General features: G+C 70.8%; 14 protein-coding genes. 8 read left to right on the forward strand and 6 right to left on the reverse strand.

What is annotated here, in order from left to right; translation table 11 throughout:
• The first annotated feature begins 77 nt into the window (after positions 1–77).
• The 5 genes from ACH4XV_RS03445 (at position 78) to ACH4XV_RS03465 (ending at position 5,807) form a co-directional block, all read left to right on the forward strand.
• Positions 78–1,919 (forward strand): FG-GAP-like repeat-containing protein, encoded by a 1,842-nt coding sequence (locus ACH4XV_RS03445; protein ID WP_395786588.1) that lies wholly within the window; start codon positions 78–80, stop codon positions 1,917–1,919.
• A 150-nt stretch (positions 1,920–2,069) separates the two neighbouring features.
• Entirely contained in the window at positions 2,070–3,785 is a 1,716-nt protein-coding gene (locus tag ACH4XV_RS03450; RefSeq protein ID WP_395786589.1) for an alkaline phosphatase D family protein, read from the forward strand.
• Between the two features lie 114 nt (positions 3,786–3,899).
• On the forward strand, positions 3,900–4,775 hold the full coding sequence (locus tag ACH4XV_RS03455) for a helix-turn-helix domain-containing protein (RefSeq protein WP_395786590.1): 876 nt from the start codon (positions 3,900–3,902) through the stop codon (positions 4,773–4,775).
• Between the two features lie 72 nt (positions 4,776–4,847).
• Positions 4,848–5,315, forward strand: a complete 468-nt coding sequence (locus ACH4XV_RS03460; RefSeq protein ID WP_395786591.1) for a cupin domain-containing protein — start codon at positions 4,848–4,850, stop codon at positions 5,313–5,315.
• Positions 5,316–5,477: 162 nt separating this feature from the next.
• Entirely contained in the window at positions 5,478–5,807 is a 330-nt protein-coding gene (locus tag ACH4XV_RS03465; RefSeq protein ID WP_395786592.1) for a hypothetical protein, read from the forward strand.
• A gap of 134 nt (positions 5,808–5,941) precedes the next feature.
• Here the strand turns inward: ACH4XV_RS03465 and ACH4XV_RS03470 are convergent, their stop codons facing one another.
• A complete protein-coding gene (locus tag ACH4XV_RS03470) occupies positions 5,942–6,172 on the reverse strand; it encodes a hypothetical protein (protein WP_395786593.1) in 231 nt (76 codons plus the stop codon).
• Positions 6,173–6,349: 177 nt separating this feature from the next.
• On the reverse strand, positions 6,350–6,700 hold the full coding sequence (locus ACH4XV_RS03475; protein WP_395786594.1) for a MerR family transcriptional regulator: 351 nt from the start codon (positions 6,698–6,700) through the stop codon (positions 6,350–6,352).
• 2,218 nt (positions 6,701–8,918) lie between these two features.
• On the opposite strand from ACH4XV_RS03475, the gene ACH4XV_RS03480 reads away from it, so the two are divergent.
• From ACH4XV_RS03480 to ACH4XV_RS03490, 3 genes are all read left to right on the forward strand, one after another.
• Positions 8,919–9,386 carry a hypothetical protein gene (locus ACH4XV_RS03480; RefSeq protein WP_395786595.1) on the forward strand — a complete coding sequence of 156 codons (468 nt, stop codon included), beginning with the start codon at positions 8,919–8,921 and terminating at the stop codon, positions 9,384–9,386.
• Positions 9,387–9,754: 368 nt separating this feature from the next.
• Complete coding sequence (locus ACH4XV_RS03485; protein WP_395786596.1) at positions 9,755–10,585, forward strand: class I SAM-dependent methyltransferase; 831 nt, start codon at positions 9,755–9,757, stop codon at positions 10,583–10,585.
• Positions 10,586–10,756: 171 nt separating this feature from the next.
• Entirely contained in the window at positions 10,757–11,413 is a 657-nt protein-coding gene (locus ACH4XV_RS03490; RefSeq protein ID WP_395786597.1) for a class I SAM-dependent methyltransferase, read from the forward strand.
• A gap of 43 nt (positions 11,414–11,456) precedes the next feature.
• Here ACH4XV_RS03490 and ACH4XV_RS03495 read toward each other — a convergent pair whose 3' ends face one another.
• The 4 genes from ACH4XV_RS03495 to ACH4XV_RS03510 all read right to left on the reverse strand — a co-directional run bounded on the left by ACH4XV_RS03495 (position 11,457) and on the right by ACH4XV_RS03510 (position 18,056).
• Positions 11,457–14,669 (reverse strand): ferritin-like domain-containing protein, encoded by a 3,213-nt coding sequence (locus ACH4XV_RS03495; RefSeq protein WP_395786598.1) that lies wholly within the window; start codon positions 14,667–14,669, stop codon positions 11,457–11,459.
• Between the two features lie 116 nt (positions 14,670–14,785).
• Positions 14,786–16,264: a flavin monoamine oxidase family protein gene (locus tag ACH4XV_RS03500; protein WP_395786599.1), complete on the reverse strand. Its 1,479-nt coding sequence runs from the start codon at positions 16,262–16,264 to the stop codon at positions 14,786–14,788.
• Positions 16,252–17,355 (reverse strand): methyltransferase, encoded by a 1,104-nt coding sequence (locus ACH4XV_RS03505; protein ID WP_395786600.1) that lies wholly within the window; start codon positions 17,353–17,355, stop codon positions 16,252–16,254. Before ACH4XV_RS03505 ends, ACH4XV_RS03500 begins: the two co-directional genes overlap by 13 nt.
• Complete coding sequence (locus tag ACH4XV_RS03510; RefSeq protein WP_395786601.1) at positions 17,355–18,056, reverse strand: DUF6875 domain-containing protein; 702 nt, start codon at positions 18,054–18,056, stop codon at positions 17,355–17,357. The genes ACH4XV_RS03505 and ACH4XV_RS03510 overlap by 1 nt, the downstream gene beginning before the upstream one ends.
• Positions 18,057–18,083: the final 27 nt, after the last annotated feature.

Here is an 18,083-nt window from a genome sequence, read left to right on the forward strand (position 1 = left end):
CGCGGCCGGCGCCGCGCCGGATCCCGTCCCGAGCCCACGTCGAACCCACGTCCGCAGCGCCTGGAAGAGGCACCACGATGCCCGTGCCCACGGAAGAACTGAAGCTGGAGATCGTCAACGCCGCCACGGGGCAGACCCTCGGCACCAGGGCCGCCCCGAGCACGGATGTGGCGCTCGTCGTCCGGGACTTCCCCGACGACGGCCCGAGCCCCGAGCAGTGGCACCTCACCCCCGTGCCGGCCGCGCCCGGCGGAGCGCCGGACGACCACGTATACGTGATCCGCAACGCCGTGGGCGGCAAGGTGCTCGACACCTCCGCCGTCGCGGAACGCGGTGTCCGCCAGGGCAACGCCGCCGCCGGCAAGAAGAGTCAGCAGTGGCACGTCGTCGCCGTCGAGGGCGAAGCGGGCCGGTACTTCATCGAGGACGCGAGCGATGGTGCCGTCCTGGACCTCGCCGAGCCCGGTGCGGACGACACCCGGATCGTGCTGCGCGAGTACGACGACGGCGCAAAGAGTCAGCGGTGGCGCTTCGTCCCGGCCGAGCCCGAGCGCACCGCCGACCTCGTGCTGCGCTGGGCACCTCTGGACCACTGGAACAGCCGCCGGTCCTGGCGATTGAACCGGGCGCCCGCGCTGCGGCCGGTGCCCGACGCGGCGCCCTCCTTCAGCGATGTGCTCCGGGTCCTCGATCGGTTCGGGAGCGACCGGGCCGCGGGCGGGTGGAAGAGCGCCGGGGCCGTCCCCTTGCCAGGCGGGCAGGCGGGCCGGTGGGCCGGGATCGGGGCGCGGTTCCTTGCGGACACCACGGGAGCGGGGCCGGTGGACATCGTCGGACTCGACCCCGCGAAAGGGGCCCTGACCTCGACCGCCCGAGGCGACGGCACGTTCGACGACGAGCGTGTCCTGCACCCGTCCGCGCCCGCGCCGAAACCCGCCGACCTGTGGACCCTCGCGGACACGACGGGCGACGGCAGGCCCGACATCGTCGTGCTCGCCGCCGACGGCGTCCGGGTGTCCGCGCGGGACGAGGGCGGGACGTTCACGCCGACCGGCACCCAACCGGTGCTCAAGGCGTTCGGGCACGGCGCACAGGCCGGCGGTTGGCGGGTCGACCGGCATCCCCGGTTTCTGGTCGACACCACCGGCGACGGCAGGCTCGACCTCGTGGGCTGCCACGACGACGGCGTGTGGCTCTCGCTCCAGGACGAGGAGGGCACGTTCGCGCCGCTCGCCGACGAACCGGTGCTCCGGGCGTTCGGCGCCGGCGAGGACGCGGGGGGTTGGCTCCTCGACCGGCATCCCCGGTTTCTCGTCGACACCACCGGCGACGGCAGGCTCGACCTCGTCGGATGCCACGACGACGGGGTGTGGCTCTCGCTGCGGGACGAGGAGGGCGCCTTTGCCGAACCCCTCTACATCCTGGACGACTTCGGCGTCGAACAGGGGTGGGGCTCGGTCGACGAGCACCCCCGATTCCTGCTCGGGATCGTCGGCGGCGGAGCACCGGACATCGTCGGCTTCGGCCCGGAGGGCGTCGCCGTCGCCCGCGGGCGCGGCGACGGCACCTTCGAGCCCGCGAAACTCGTCCTGAACGACTTCGGACACGCCCAGGGATGGACGGGCAGGAAGCACCTCCGCCTCCTCGCCGACGTCACCGGCGACGGCAACCCGGACATCGTCGGCTTCGGCGACGAAGGCGTCTGGGTGGCGCACAACCTCGGCGACGGCCGGTTCGAACAGGCCCGACTGGTGTGCCGCGGGTTCGGCTACGCCGACGACGCGGGCGCCTGGCGCGTCGACCGCCATCCCCGCTTCCTCGCCGACGTCACCGGCGACGGCAGGCTCGACGTCGTCGGCTTCGGCGGCCCGGGAGTACACGTGGCCCGAAACCTCTTCCGCCGCTTCAGGACGCGCTGACCTGGGCCGCGATGCCGGCGCCCGCCCGGGCCGCGGGGGTGCTTGGCGCGTACCGGCCCGAAGGGTTCGTGGGGCGTAGGGGTATTGGGGTCGGGTGGGGTGGGCAGGCACTGGGGATCGAGGGTGTCGGCGAGGAGGAGGCCGGGGACGATGGCCGAGTTGTTGCTCGGTCCCGTGTTGCGGCACGTGGACCGCACGAGTGCCACGGTGTGGGTGGAGACCGACTCGCCCTGTGTGGTGACCGTGGCGTGTGAGGACGGCGTGGGCCGTGCGGCCACGTGGACGGTCTTCGGCCACCACTACGTGCTGGTGGTGGTCGAGGGCCTGACGCCGGGGCGATCGCGGGAATACCGGGTGCTGCTGGACGAGCGGACGTGCTGGCCGGACGAGCGCTCGAATTTTCCGCCGAGCGTGCTGCGTACCCCCTCGGCCGACGACGAGGAGCGGGACCTGAACGTCGTGTTCGGGTCCTGCCGCTGGTCGAGCCCGCCCAGCACCGAGGCGGGCGAGGAGCGCCGGCTCGACCCGGACGCGCTGGACACGCTCGCCCGCCGGTTGATGCGCTCGCCCGACGAACCGCCGCCGGACGCACTGCTGTTGCTCGGCGATCAGGTGTACGCGGACGAGACCTCGCGCGCGATGCAGAACCGGCTGGCCCGGCGGCGCGACCTGAGCGAACCCCCGGGCGGCCAGATCGCCGACTTCGAGGAGTACACGCTGCTCTATCACGAGTCGTGGTCCGACCCGCAGATCCGCTGGCTGCTGTCGACCGTGCCCAGCGCGATGATCTTCGACGACCACGACGTGATCGACGACTGGAACACCTCGCACGCGTGGCGCGCCGACATGGCCGCGACCGACTGGTGGTCCGAGCGGATCGCGGGCGCGCTCGCGTCGTACTGGATCTACCAGCACGTCGGCAACCTCGACCCGGCCGCGCTGGCGCGCAACGAGGTGCTCGCGGCGGTCCGCGCGGCGCCGCAGGGCGAGGATGTGGGGCCGCTGCTGCACGAGTTCGCGCTGGGCGCCGACGCGGAGGCCGACGGCAAGACGACCACGCGTTGGAGCTTCCGGCGCGATTTCGGCCGGACCCGGCTGCTGATGATCGACTCGCGCGCGGGCCGGGTGCTGACCACCGACCGACGGGCGATGATCGGCCCGGACGAGTTGGCCTGGATCACCGAGCAGGCGGACGAGGGCGGATACGACCACCTGCTGATCGGCACGTCGCTGCCATGGCTGCTGCCGCCGGGCATCCACGACCTGGAGTCGTGGAACGAGGCGCTGTGCGCGGGCGCCCGCGGGCCCCGCCTCGCGCGCTGGAGCGAGCGGTTGCGGCGGGCGGGCGACCTGGAGCACTGGGCGGCGTTTCGCGAATCCTTCGATGCGCTGTCCGCGCTGATCGGGCGCATCGCGCTGCACGGACCTCGGGCGGGCGGGCCGGCGCCGGCCACGGTGTGCGTGTTGTCGGGGGACGTGCACCACGTGTACGCGGCGGAGGCGCACTGGCTCGGCCCGGGAGAGGGGCCACAGGCGGGCGACGCCGCCGGTGGCGCGGCCCGGGTCTACCAGCTGACCTGCTCGCCCGTGCACAACTCGGTCCCGCCGGCGATCCGGATCGGCTTCCGGTTCGGGTGGGGACGTACGGCGACCCGCATCGGGCGCGCCCTGGCCGCCCACGCGCGGTTGACGCCGCTGCCGGTCGAGTGGACGAAGCTGGGCGGACCGTGGTTCGGCAACCACCTGATGACGCTCACCCTGCGCGGGCGGCGCGCCACGCTGTCCCTGGACCGGGCCGAGCACGGCCGACGCCACCGCGCCGCCCGGCTGCGCCGCGTCGGCCGCGCGGTACTGCGCAGGGACTGACCGGGCGGGACCCGGTCGCTCAGGTACTACCGGTCAGCAAGCGGCATGGCCGGCGGCGCGATGCGGCTCAGGGCTCGATTCGGCCCACGTGTGCCGCCCGGCCGCGTGGTGATCATGCCGAGTCCGCGGGCTCGTAGACTGACGAGCGTGGAGGATCGTACGACCGCCGGGACCGGTGCACGACCGACGGCCGCTCTGCGGCCGTACGTCGACTCGTATGTCGGTTTCGACCTCCGCGGGTTCCCGGAGGGAGTGCACTGCGGCCCGCCGGGACGCGTGCTCACCACGGTGATCAGCCTGTCGGACCCCTTGGAAGTGGCGACGGGCGTCGACGACGGGTCGCCGATCACCCGATACGACAGCGTGGCCTGCGGTCTGCGCAGCCGATCCGTCGCGATCCATCACGACGGACGGCAGCAGGGTGTACAGATCGCGCTGACACCGCTCGGCGCCCGGGCCGTCTACGGCATGCCCGCCGCCGGGCTCGCCCACCACCTCGTCCCCCTCGACGAACTCCTCGGATCGCTTGGCATCGAATTGGTCGAGCGACTCCGAACGGCGACGACATGGGCGGCGCGGTTCACCGCGCTGGACGAACTGCTCCTTCGAGCCGTCGAACGCGGCGCCGGCGCCGGCGGCGACCGGGCGCACCGGGCGCGCCCCGAGGTGGCCGAGGCATGGCGCCGGCTCGTCGGCACCCGGGGCCGGGTCCAGGTCGGGGTGGTCGCCGCGGAACTCGGCTGGAGCCGTCGCCACCTCACCGACCGGTTTCGCGACGAACTGGGGCTGTCGCCCAAGACCTTCGCCCGAGTCCTGCGCTTCGAGCACGCGCACGCACTGGCGACGGCGCGATCCCCGCTCCCGTGGGCCGACGTGGCGACCGCGTCCGGCTACGCGGACCAGGCCCATCTCGTCCGGGACTGGAACGAGTTCACGGGCCGATCGCCGACGGCCTGGCGTCGCGGGGAAGTCCTCCTCGCGACCGGATAACCACCACCCGCCCGCGCTGCTGTTCCCTTTCGTTCAAGACCACCCGGTCGCCGACGCGGCACGATCGTCGGCATGAGACTCCTCAACGACGAACACGACGCCGTCGACCTGCGGACCACCCCCGTGCACCTCGGGCTGGGATCGCGCGCCAAGCCCATCGAGGGCTTCGCCTGGAGCCCCGAGGTGCTCCAGGCATACGGCGCCGCGGTCGCGGCGGACGGCGCCGAAGGCCGGATGGTGATGATCTTCGACGGCGACGGCCCCGGCGACCACTGGGAGCGCCACCCCGCCGGCGACGAACTGGTCGTCTGCCTGAGCGGGGCGGTGACGGTCCACCGCGACACGGACGGGGTACGCGAGCGCGTGCAGCTGCGGCCGGGTGAGGCCACCATCAACCCGGCCGGCGCCTGGCACGTCGTCGACATGGCCGGGCCGACGTCCATCCTGGCCATCACCGCCGGCCTCGATACCGACCACCACCCTCGAACCGACACCCACCCGGGCGAACACACCGGCACACCCGACCCGGAAACGCCGTGACGAGGCGTTGCCCTCCGACGAGCCGGGCCGGATCATCGCCGTCCGGTTGGGCACCGACACTGCCTGCGTCGGTGTCGGTGGCGTTGGCCTCGTTGTCCTGACGTCGGGTCGGCCGGCGCAGCAGCCTGACGTCACGTGCAGCGGCCGGCCGAGAGGAATCATGTGACCACCGAACAGCGGTCGACGCCGGACGAGGAACTCGGCGCGGACGTGGCCCCGGGGATTCCCGCCGTGATCCCTCTGCGCGAGCTTCCGGCGGCGGCCGAGGCCCGCGAGCAGCTCCTCCAGGCCATCGCCGCAACAGCCCGGGCCGTCACCGAGCGACACGCCGGTCAGGCATCCGGTGCGTTGGTGGCACTGGCCCGCGCCTACGCCCTGGTGACCTCGGGCACCACGGCGCCACCCACGCTCCTCGGCGATCCCGAGAACACGGGTGTGCAGGTGCGCGCGGGCGGACACCAAGTCGGCCTCTGCCTCGAACCGGAGCCGTAACCCCGGGCGCACCCTCCACCGCGACTGCCCACCTCGTGCGGAAGCGGCCCCATGTCTCGAGGGCCCCGCCGTCTTGGGATCGACCGATGTCTGCCTCGGGTACGCGGCCTGCCGCGCGGGTGTCGTCGGGTCCGTCAGCGTGTGTGTCCGGTCGCGTCGTCGCGGGTTCCGGGAGCGCCGTGAAGGGCGGTGATGCGCGTGGCGGTGCCGGCCAGGCAGTCCGCGATGTCGCGCAGGTGCGATCTGCTGTACGAGTCGGTCGACCAGCCGAGGTCGTCCATGCCCTTGACGGCCAGGAGAAGCTGCTCCGCCGCCGTGGCCAGCCGCTTCGCCAGGGCGGCCATGTCCCCCGGGTCTCGTTTCATCGCCTGCCTCCTGTCGTCGAATGGGCCCTCGGCCTCGGTAGGGTCCCGGTCGCGGGCTCCGCCGCGATCCGGGTGGGGGGTTGCCGCTCGCAACGAGGACTCCGGTGAGTCCTCGGGGGGAATCGAGCCCGGCGGTTTCGGTGGCGGCGTCGATCCGCGCCGGGCGTCCTCAGGGGGTCAGGGGCTCTCGGGCGGTCGGGTCTCGTTGGCGTCGCGAAGTTCGGCGTTCAGGCGCAGGGCCTCCTCGAGTTGGTCCTCGAGGATGACGATGCGGCAGGCGGCGTCGATGGCGGTGCCCCGGTCGACGAGTTCGCGGGCGCGTTGGGCGATGCGCAGTTGGTAGCGGGAGTAGCGGCGGTGGCCGCCCTCGGAGCGCAGGGGGGTGATCAGACCGTAGTCGCCGATCGCGCGCAGGAAGCCCTGCGAGGCGCCGATCAGTTCGGCCGCGCGGCCCATGGTGTAGGCGGGGTAGTCGTCGTCGTCGAGCCTGTCGGTGCTGGTCGGGGTCGAGCCGGATTCGGGTGCCATCGGCGCCTCTCTGGAGTTCACGTCCGTGGGAGCTGTTCGGGAAACGCGTCGAGGGGCCCTGGTGCCGTACGGCACCAGGGCCCCGAAAGAAATCCACACCATCCACCGACACCGAGGTGCCGGCCTATCCGTTCCGCACGCTTCCCAACAGGTGGGGGTGCGGGGATCGCAATTGCGTGACCGCGGACGACCTTTCGTATCGGCGTCTCCACGGATCCCACTCGGCCGAAGTCTCACCGTGCCGAGCGGGCGATCCGGATGGCGTTCGCTCCTTCCTCTCCTGTCCTGCGTTGTGCAACGTATTGCCGCGTGTTGCCGGGTACTGCTGGGTACTGCCTGTCCTGCGCGGCGACCCCGTGGGCCGCCTTCGGTTTCTCCTCGGCCCGACAACCAGTCTCCGGAACCCCTGCCGAACAACGAACGGCCCCGGGACTCTGCTGTCGAACCCTCAACAACGCGCGCCGGTTCGTCTCCGTCGCGCCTCACTGATTCGCTTGGTTACGACAGAAAACATAGCCATCGAGTCCTCTGATGTCTACTCCATGCACGACAGATTTTCCGGCACCCTCGGATGTGGAAACCCCTCGCTCACGGAAACCCTCGCTCACGGTTGCTCTCCTGCCCGTCCGGTATTCCCGTCGGCGGGCGACTCGTCGTTCCCTTCGCGCCGGGCAGGCCGCCGACTGCTTCGGCCGATGCGCTCGACGTGAACGCCTGCCGCCTCGGGTCGGCCGCCCGGGGGCGGGCGCGTGACGTCGGCGTTCGGGGCGGCGGGGCCGTCGTCGCCCGACGTCCGATGGCGGTACGCCCGCGCGCGAATACCCAGGGGCGGGGGAGCGCGTGATCCGGACCGCGAGGCGCCGCGGATCGGCGACGTGGTCGCGGGCCGGGCGCCCGCGCGCCCGTCCGGGAGGTCCCGCAGGTTGCGCGTGGCAACGGCGGCGAGGCCAGGGACCGTCGGGGCCGTCGTCCGGCCCCGGGAGTCGACTGCGCAGGGAGGAACGCGGCCCCAACACCCAGAGAGGAGAGCGCCCGGGGGTGCCACACCCCACAGGTTGCTCGTCTTTTCGCTTCGGGAACGCATAGAGGGGCCCCGGTGCCGTACGGCACCAGGGCCCCGAAGGAACTGCTACACCACCTGCCGGCCGTGATACTGCGCCGGCTTCATGTTTCCGCGGGCCCGACCGAACTGCCGTCGGGGGCGCGGGGATCGCGGTTGCTCGACCGGAGACCACCTCACTATCGATGTCCTGCGGTACCCGGGCCCAAGACTTCCGCCCGGGCGATCCCGATGGTGCTCGGCCCCTCCGTTCTTCCCTCGAATATCGACTGCTTGACCTGCTCTACTGCGTACTACCGGTGATGGGATCCTTCGGTGGCCTCTCGCAGCGCCACTCTTCGACAGCCGGCCCCGTCGCCCGTCCTGCGTCCTGCCTTGGCTTGGAACCCCACTGCCGAACCTCCCGGTGCGCGCGCCCGCAGCCGACGCCTTCACCGAGGCACTGCTCAACTACTCCACTGCCGGATGCTGCGACTTGCACTTGCCGGTACTGCCACTGCGTTGACCACTGCACTGCCTGCGGCGGCCCCTGATGCTGCGAGCCGCCCGATCCGGCCGTCAGTCCCGTCGCCCTGTCATTCACAAACCGTGGCTTCCGAACTCCACCGCCGAACCGTCCTGCACACTGCGAAAACCTGTACTCCTGCCCGGCAGTTCGTTCCCTCCGGGCCCTTCGGTCTCTCTGGTCTACGAGAGAAACCATAGCCACGCCACCACGTGATGTCTACTCCAGACACGATAGATTTTGCGCCGCCCCAAGAACAGGCAATCTGCTCCACGCCAGAGCGCCCAAGGTCACCCGGGCCTCCGTCCATCCCTCCTCTCGCCCCTCGGCGTGAAACGCCCCAAAGCCACCTCCAAGCAGGACCGACAGAGCCGCCCCCACGGCCTGAGCCCGCTTGGCCGCGCGCACCGGATCCAGCGAGCACCACGCCGCCGTCGACGAGGTCACCTCGGCGATATCCCTTCGCCAGAACGAAGGCGGCCTGCGCCGATAGTCCGGTCCGCTCTCGGCCGCGATGTGATCACTGCGCTGCCGGACGACGTACTGATGGTTTCCGTGAGGGATTCGGAGCTTCCGAAGGCGGGTAGCGCCGACCCCGGCCAAGTGGGAGGCGGGGTCGGGACGGTCTTCGATTCGGACGAAAAGGCGTTGTGATGTGCGCTCGCTCGGGGAGCCTGTTCGTCCTGGGTGGCGCCGGGTCGTACGTCACCTGCCTTCCGGCGACGCCGACCCCGGCAAGTACGTCGCCGGGGGTCCAAGTGGACAAGGCGATGCTCGACGGTCCGACGCCCGCGGACCTGCTTCCGACCACCGGCAACTACCCCTCGGAGATCGTGCGTTACCGCTCGGTGGTGCTCACCGACATCCCCGGCGCCAAACCGGCACGGAAGTTGACCGGCGCGATCGACCTCGGCGAGGAGAACCTGCCGTTCTACGACCGTCCGGCCGAGGACATGATCGTCACGACGGAGCAGAGCTGGTCGGCCCAGGGCGTCACGCTCGGCCGGCTGCTGCACAGCCTCGCGCTTGCGCCCGGCGAGAGCACCAGGGTCGCGGCGGTTCCTGGAGCGAGTCGTCGAACACCGGTTTCGCGACCGCGGTTTCGCGGTCCACCGGCCTGAAGTCGGTCGCGGCGGACGCCACGCAGCGGATCAGCGCGCGGACGCAGCAGTTGGCGACCGCGGCCCGCAGCCGGCACTGGAGGCGGCGGCAACCTGAGGGCCCTCGGCGGCATGCTGAACCAGGGCGGCAAGACCGACGCGCCGTCCAGCGGCGCGTCCCCGGCCAAACCCTGATCACCGCCACCAAGCGGGCCCGGGCCACCACCCGGGCCCGCCCCCGGCGACAACCCCGGCACCCGTACGCCGACTTCGGTGAGGTGCCCCCGCGGAGCGCCGGGCCGCGATCGTGTGTCACGAGGGATCACCACCTTGGTACTGTGTGTGACAGTTGCCGTACGGGCTGTGACGCAGACGAGGGTGGAATCGGCATGACGGATAGCTTCACCGCACAGCTGACGGAGATTCCGGAGACCGCCCTGTGGGCCCTCTATCACCGTGCCACCGAGGCCCAGCGCGCGGACGCCGTCCTGGCGGATCCGCTCGCGGTCGAGCTGGTGCGCTCCATCGACTATCCCTGGCAGGAGCGGTTCGGGGTGGTCTCGCCCTGGCTTGCACAGACCGTGGCGCTGCGCGCTCGTTGCTACGACGCGGCCGTGCGGGAGTTCCTGGACCGGCATCCGAACGGCACTGTGGTCGCGCTCGGCGAGGGTTTGGAAACGCAGTTCTGGCGGGTGGACAACGGCCACATGCGCTGGATCACTGTCGACCTCGCGGAGCCGACGGCCCTGCGCGACACGTTCCTGCCGTCCGCCGAGCGGCAGCGAACCGTGGTCTGCGACGTCCGGGACCCTCGTTGGCTGGACGAAGCAGCAGGATCCTCCGAGGTGTTGATCACCGCGCAGGCGTTGCTGATGTACCTGCGGCCCGCCGAGGTACGGGAGTTGCTGGCGGCCTGTGCGGCGCGCTTTCCTGGAGGAAGCATGGTCTTCGATGCCGTGCCTCGTTGGGTCCGGGATCGCGCCAGGTCCGGACAGCGCGCTCCGGGCAGCCGCTTGAAGCCGCCCATGTACTGGGCGATGGACTCGGGCGAGCACGAGAAGTTGCGCACGGCGCACCCCGGTATCAGCGAGGTTCGTGACCTGCCGATGCCACCCGGGCGCGGTTTCGTGTTTCGGCATGTCGTGCCGCGCGCGGGCCGGTTGCCGCTGGTGCGTCGGATGCGCCCGCCGATCGTCCTGCTGCGGTTCGGCTCGTCCTGAACCGAGCAGCCCCGGATCGCATCGCATCGGATCGGGAATGCTGCGCGGCCGGTGAGTAGTAAAAAACGAGAGGGGATCGCGGTGCCAGAAGAGCCGACTCCAGTCCTTGACAAGGAAACGATCGATTTCGACGCCGTCTACCGGGGTGGGCCGCTCGCGCCGGATGGGGAGGTGGCCTTCCCCGTCATCCCATGGGACCTGGGCGAACCACAGCCGGCAGTCGTCGAGTTGGTTCGGGAGGCCGAGTTCCGGGACGAGGTTCTGGATGCCGGCTGCGGGCTGGGGGACAACGCGATCATGCTTGCGGGTCGCGGCCTCCGGGTGACGGGGATCGACTGTTCGCCCACCGCACTCGACAGTGCCCGCAAACGCGCCGCCGCCGCCGGGGTCCGGGTCGACTTCGTACAAGCCGACGCCACCAGTCTCACCGGACTGGACGGGCGGCGCTTCGCCACCGTGCTGGACAGCGCGCTGTACCACTGCCTCGGCGACGACGACAGACACCGGTACGTCGCGGAGCTGCACCGGGTCACCGAGCCGGAGGCACACCTGCATCTGGTGTGCTGGGCAGAGGGATCGTCCCCCGCCGCCCGGCATCCCATGGGAGTGAGCGAATCCAATTTGCGCACCACCGTCGGCGTCTTGTGGGACATCCGGGAGATCCGTGCCACGACCCTGTCCACGAGCCTTGTCCGGGACTCCCTCACCGATCAACAGATCGACGAGTTCAGGCAGTTGGGCGCGACGATCGACAGGGATCTGGCACCCGTCGACAACAAGGGCAGGGTCAGCGGGCCGGCCTGGTACCTACACGCGGTTCGCCGCTGAGCCTCCTGCGCTTGTCGACCCGGCCGGCACCGAGGGGTGGATCTCACCGGTCGGCCGGGTCGGGCGCATGGAAGTAGTCGGCGTAGGAGCACATGAGTTCCGGAACCCGTGCGGGAAGGCCGGGCAACCGGGCCGCCGCGTCGGCGAGATGGGCGAATGTACGGCTGATCGACCGCAGCGCCACATCCGGTCTGGCGATGAACTCCGGCTCCGCCTCCAGTTCGAAGGAAGGGCCCGCGGTATGCCCCGGTCGGCCGGATGGAAGCGTCACCAAGTGCTCGGCGAGTGGCCTCATCATTCCCGCCATGACGTCGATCGCCGCGTTCATGAGCGGCGAGCGGCGCAGGCCGGCGTCCGGTGTACCGCTGAAGTGCTGAACCATGAGCTGGTTCATCAGGAAGTAGCAGCGGTTGAACACCACCAGTGCGGCGCGCGCCTCCGGGGCGGTCACCTGCCGGCATGCCGGGTTCCCGGCGTGCAGCGAGGGGTTGCGGAGCACCGGGTAGGCGGGGCTCCATGGGGGTCGTGGTCGGCCGTCGTCGTGCGGGTGGCCGTGTTTTTGGTGCTCTGCCATGAGCAGGTCCGAGATCCGGGTGAAGGTCGCGAAGTGTGACTCCTCGTCGTGCCGGACGCCGTCGAGGACGTTGCCCTCGCCGTGTTCGGTGACGAAGTCGAGGGCGAACAGCGCGCTCGCGACATCGTCCACCTCCAACTGGTAGTCGGGGTGGGCCGCGTTGACCGAAGCGCGCATGAACAGGTGGTGTTCCCCGCCGCCGCGTCCCCGTTCGACGAGGAAGAGGTCCGGCACGGTCTTGATGCCCTCGCGGATCGCCTCGTACAGATCGCTGAGCGACTCGTAGGAGTAGGACGGTCCTTCGTTGCGATGCGGCAGTCGGTCCTCCGCGAGGTCCCGGCCGGAGCCGTGCGGCCGTTCGAGGGCGATGAACCGCTGCACGCTGCCCAGTCCGAACCCTTCCAGGCACAGGTCCAGGGGTAGGCGCAGCCGGCTGTTGACCGTCCCGAAGTCGATCCGCGGCAAGTGGAAGGCCATGCCCATGGCGGTGATGATGTTGTTGATCACCAGGAAGTGCATCATTTCCTCCCGGGCGACGTTCATCAAACCGCCTCGCACGCCGTTGTCGAGGGTCTCCGCGCCCTTCCCGCACGCGAGGCGGAGTTGCTCCTCGGTCCATTCCCCGCGCCGCACCAGCTCCCGACCCGCGCCGTGCAAGGGGATGGACCAGGCGGCGTACAAGTACTGCATCATGACGGCGAGTTCGACCGCCGCGGCCTCTCGGAGCGCCTCGTGGAGTCCGGCTCGCGTGGTGATGGCCCCGCTGCGAGCCCGGCGGGGAACCAGTCGAGGCGGTGGCCGCCGGCTCGCCTCCTCCTGCCGCAGGTGGGCCAGCAGGAGCCGCGCCTGCGGTCCGGTCATGTCGCGGGTGGGCGGCATGTAGAACGTCTTGTCCCTGTGGCGGGGGTCGCACATCAGCCAGATGAGCCGTGCGTGCGAGGCCACTCGGCATGCGTCGGACAGGCTGAAGACCTCGTCGCCCATGAACGAGTACAGGTGTTCGTAGGGTGCGAACACCTCCCGGTAGAGCACCTGGGGCGTGACCCGGTCCCGAGGGATGTCGTCGAGGTGCCGGGTGTCGGGGAGCACACGAACGTCCACGGCGCACACGGCCGGCCAATACCCCAGGCGATCGTCGTTGTCGTACGCGCGGGCGGCGGACCCGGCCTCGGCGGGTTCGCAGGGCGGCGCGTCCCCGGTCGGCAGCACGAGCAGCCGGGTGCTGCCCGCCGACGCCCACCGCAGGGCGAGCCGTCCGCGCCCTTCGGCATCGGTCTCCAGCGTGCAGGACTCGTCCCACGTGTCGTCGTCGGCCCGGGTCCCGCCGGGACGCACGTCCACGATCCGCACGTCGCCGCACCGGCGTTCGCCGTTGCCGGCCCAGGGATCGCCGGGCAGGGCGCGTGGGTTGAAGAACTGTGTCACGTGTACTCTCGCCGGCGCCGGGCGCCCGAGGTGGTAGGTGCGGACGTCGACCTCGGCGGCACCGTCGTCGCGGGAACTTCGATCCGGCGGTTCCACGAACAGGGCGGAATCGTCGATCCGCACCACGGTCTCCTCCTCGGTCAGCAGCACCCCGGGCTCGTGTCCAGGCGGCGCGCCCACCAGGACCAGCGGCTCGTCGGGACCGGCGTCCCCCGCCGGGCAGGCGCTCGGATCGTGGTGCGTGGGAACCGTGACGAGGCCGCCGGTGCGGTCGGCGTGCGCGAGATAGGCGTCTCGCGGCACGGTGGCCACCAGTCGCCCCGAGTCGCGCGTGCGCAGTTGCAGGTCCCCGACATCGAGGCGCGGACCGAGTTCGTGGAGGGGTCCGGGCCCCGGGCGGGTACTCCGGGCGGTGACGGGAATGGCCGTGACGAGGTCGAAGGTGGTGTATTCCGCGGTCACTCGCACCGCGGCGTTGTGGAGCAGGGGCGGTGCGCCGCTCCGGCGCGGACGGCGAGCGCTGAGGAACCGCCCGGCCGGGCAAGTCCGTTCCTCCTCGCGATGCCACGGCGCGATGGTGCCGCGCACCTGCCACACGTCCGGTGCGTCGTGGACCGTCGGGGTGGCCATGTTGGTGAGCGCGAACCGTACGACGAGACCCGCCGCGCCCTCGTCCGTGACGCGCGTCCGGAGCAGCCGTGCGGCCTCGGAGCCCTCCGCCTCCGGAAACCAGTCCAGGCCGAGGGCGCCGTCGACGGCGAACTGGTGGACCACCGAGCGGCGGAACCGGTCGGCCAGCGGGTGGTCGCCGACGTCGAGGATGTGGTGCGAGTTCTGCCAGCGCGGGGGTTGGAAGCCGGTCACCGCGCCCATGGCCATGTAGCCGACCTCGTGCGAGCGGTCCTGTCGGCCGAAGCCGAACCGGCCGACCATCACCGTCGTGGTCCAGTTGGACGCCGGATCGACGTCGAAGACGCGGGCGCGGTTGAACGTGGTCGCCAGGTAGTCGTTGTAATGGCCCCACATGTCGACGTGTCGGCCGACCACCGGGTCGGAGGTGTCCACGTCACCCGGCGCGCGTTCCCAGCCGCTGACCCGGGCGTCCACCCAAAAGTGGCCGTTGGCGCCGAAGTTCCACCCCTTGACCGTGCCGAACCGCCCGTCCGCGGTGATCCGGCCGTCCGGTTCGTAGCGCCGGCCGAGTCCGTCGAGGTGGTCGTGGTACTCCCGGGGCGGACGATCCAGCGGGAACGGCACCCCTTGGGAGGTTACGGCGCGGTTGCGGGCGAGGTCGTACAGCCCGCTGCGCGGCCCGGTGGGAAGGCGGGTGACCGCGGTGCCGGCGAAGTGCAGGCGAGGTACGTCGAAGATGCTCAGCGGGACTCCCGCAGCGCTGCGTCGATGGCGGCCACCGCGCCGAGTGCGGACTCGATGGCACCGTTGATCCAGGCCGGAGTGGACGAGCAGTGCTCTCCCGCGAAGAACAGCCGCCCCTGGGGACGCGCGGCCCGCCGCATCTCCCGGGCGCGGCGGTCGGCGTCATCGCCCCAACCCCAGTGATGCGAGGTGCACCCCTTGCTCCACCGGTGGGTGCCCCAGGCAATGCCGGCCGCGCCGAGCACGGCGTCGGAGTCCTTCAATTCCGGGTGCAGAAGGGAAAGTTCGTCGATGACGGCGGCGTGCCGCGCCTGCGGAGGGAAGTGGCCGAGAAGGTTGCCGTCCTCGGCGATCGCGTACGAGGCCAGCAGGGCCGCTCCCTTGGCCGGATCGCCTTCCCGGGGTGGGTAGTACGTCTGCCGGGTGCGTCCGCCGGTCGCCGACGCTCCGCCGCGGATTCCGCTCCGTTCCCAGAACGCCTCTCGGCAGTGCAGCGCGATCTTCGTCGCCGACTCGTAGGTGACGCTCTCGATCACGTTCCGCTTGTCGCGGTCCAGGCCGGACACAGGCAGGTCGCGCAACACGGAGAACGGCAGTGTGCACAGCGCCGCCGGATACCGGTGCATCAGGTCGAGCCGACCGTGCCGCAGCCCGAGACGGACGTGGTCGTCGCGCGCGTGCAGAGCGACCACTTCGCGTCCCAGCAGGACGGGCCCACGGATGCGGTCGACGAGCCGGTCGGTGAGTCGGCTCATGCCGCCGGCCAAGTACATCAGTCCGGGGCCGGTCTCCAGCAGGAGGTCGTCGAGGAATCCGTGCAGCCATGGGCTGCATCCCGTGCGCAACTCGGGGTGTGCCCGAAAGACGGCCCCGAGGTCGATCCGGTCGGCTTGCGCGCCGTGGATATGGGGCGACAGGTCCAGGCGGTCGGCGAGGCCGAGGAGCGTGGTCAGTTCGGACGCCAGGTTGTCGCGCAGCCTGGCCGGACCGATCGCCCGGATGACTGCCGCCAGCCAGGCCCCGAACAGCATGGCGGCCGGCTTGCAGGACATCGTGGGTACGTCGCGGCGCAGATCCGCCAGGAGGGCACCCGAAGCATGCTTCACCTGCACGAACCCACGCCCGGTGATCAGGTAATTGTTCTCGTCGCTCAACATGGTGCAAAACGGGCGCAGCGCGGACCGTAAACCGAGCTTGTCCACATAGCGCATGGTCAGTTCGTGGGTGGACGGGATGCGCATGGCGCCGAGTTCGACGTGCGGAGCGTCCGCCTCGGTACCGAACCTGTGCGTGTAGATCCGACCGCCGATGCGCTCGCTGCCTTCCAGAACCGTCACGGGGTGTCCCAGCGCCTCCAGTTCGTAGGCCGCCACCAGGCCGGCGATCCCCGCGCCGACGACCGCGATGCGACTGCTCCCGAGCGCCGCCGCCGTCGTGTCCGCTGCCGTGGACCGCATCCGGGTCAACGCGTGCATGACGGCTGCTCCGCAACGTCCTTCGGGATCATCAGCTTCCGGTCGACCGACGGGCCGACGGTGGTGGAGCGTGCCGGGGACGCCTCGATGAGGACTTTTTGACCGGTCAGGTGGTGGACGGCGTCGAGGCGCAGTTCGGCAGCCGAGAGGAGCGCCTCGAACTCGTCCGTGGTGCGTTCCCTTCCCGGGAGGACGGACAACATGTACAGCGACATGAGCGCGGCCATCTTCGCGTCCGCGTCCGCGGCGCCGCCGTCCCTGGCGAGTTCGATCAGGACGAGGCGGCTGTGCGAGGACATGGCCCGACGACAGGCGCGCAGCAGGGTGACGCACTGATCGTCGTCCCAGTCGTGCAGGATTTCCCGCAGCAGGTACACATCGCCGCCCGAGGGGACGGCGGCGAAGAAGTCGCCTGCCCGGACGTCGGTGCGTTCGGCCAACCCCGCCCGGTCCAGCCGCGTCCGGGCCTCGGTGACGGCGGCCGGGCGGTCGACGAGCACGCCGCGGAGTTGCGGATGGACGCTCAGCAGACGGGCCATCAGCTCGCCGTTCCCGCCCCCGACGTCGACCAGGATTCCCGTCTCGGAGAAGTCGTGGGCGCGCTCGATGGCGTCGATCTCCAGATCGAGGTCGGCACTTTGGGAACGGTCGAACAATTCCCGCAGACCGGGCCGCTTCTCCAGGTAGTCGAAGAACTCGGCCCCGAACCGGCTCTCGAAGGCGGGGATTCCGGTGCGTACGGTGTGCGGGATTCCGTGCCAGGCGCGGCCGGTCACCTGGTCCGCCATCAGCGCGCTCGCCCGGGCGCTTCCGGGCGCGTCGGTACTCAGGGCCGCACCGAGGCGGGCGAGTCCGAAGCGGCCGTCGGGGAGTTCCTCGAAAACGTCGAAGGCGGTCAGCGCGATCATCACCTGCCGCAGGCTCGGCTCATGGGCACCGGTGAGTTCCGCGAGTTCGGCGACCGGCCGCGGACCGGACGTCATCAGGTCGGGAAGGCCCAGCCCGGTGACACTGCACAGGGCCCGCGAGACCAGGTGGCCGTACAGCAGAGCCCGCACGGCCACCGCGCTCTCGGCATCGTCGGCGCGCATCAGGGCGCCTCCCGTTGCCGGTACCGGCGCTTGGCGGCCGCGAAGAGGCCGAGCATCAAAGGGTCATTGACTCGTCCGTCCACGAACTGCGCCGAGAACTGCTTGTGGTAGGCGTCGAACCAGCGCGGGCAGTCGTGCAGAAAGAGGATGTCGTGGGACGCCATGTGCCGTGCGGCGAGCAACGGGACGGGGGACCGGGACGCACGCAACACGTGGTTGCGCACCGAGCGTTCGTCGCAGTCCGGATGGAACTGGCCGATCATCAGACCGTGATCCACGGCCAGGTCCTTGAGGTCGGCGTGCGCCTTGTCCAGCGCGGTCCAGTTCTCCTGGGCGAGGTCGGGCAGGGCCACGACGAGACATTCGAGCGACGTTTTTTGCGCGCCGGCGGCAGGCGGAGGAAAGCGTCGCAGCCGATCCGCGAGCACGCCGCGAAGTTCGCCCGGATCATCCCCGGTGACTTGGTAGCGGAACTCGAAGCGGAGGGTGCCGGCGTTCAGAGCGGCCGGCACGAACGGGCACAGCGGGCCCGGGCGTTTGAGGTCCGGATGGGGCCGGCCGACGTCGTCCTGTAGCCAGTCGACCAGCACACGAAGGTCCGTGTCGACACGTTCGTCGTATCCGTGTGCGGGGAACACGACGGTGTCGCTGCGATACCGCCCGACCGACGGCCCGTCGAACGGCTTTGTACTGGTGGTCATTTGGCTCCTCGGGTACGTCGGGTACGA

The sequence above is a fragment of the Embleya sp. NPDC020630 genome (genome assembly GCF_044334985.1).
GTDB lineage: Bacteria > Actinomycetota > Actinomycetes > Streptomycetales > Streptomycetaceae > Embleya.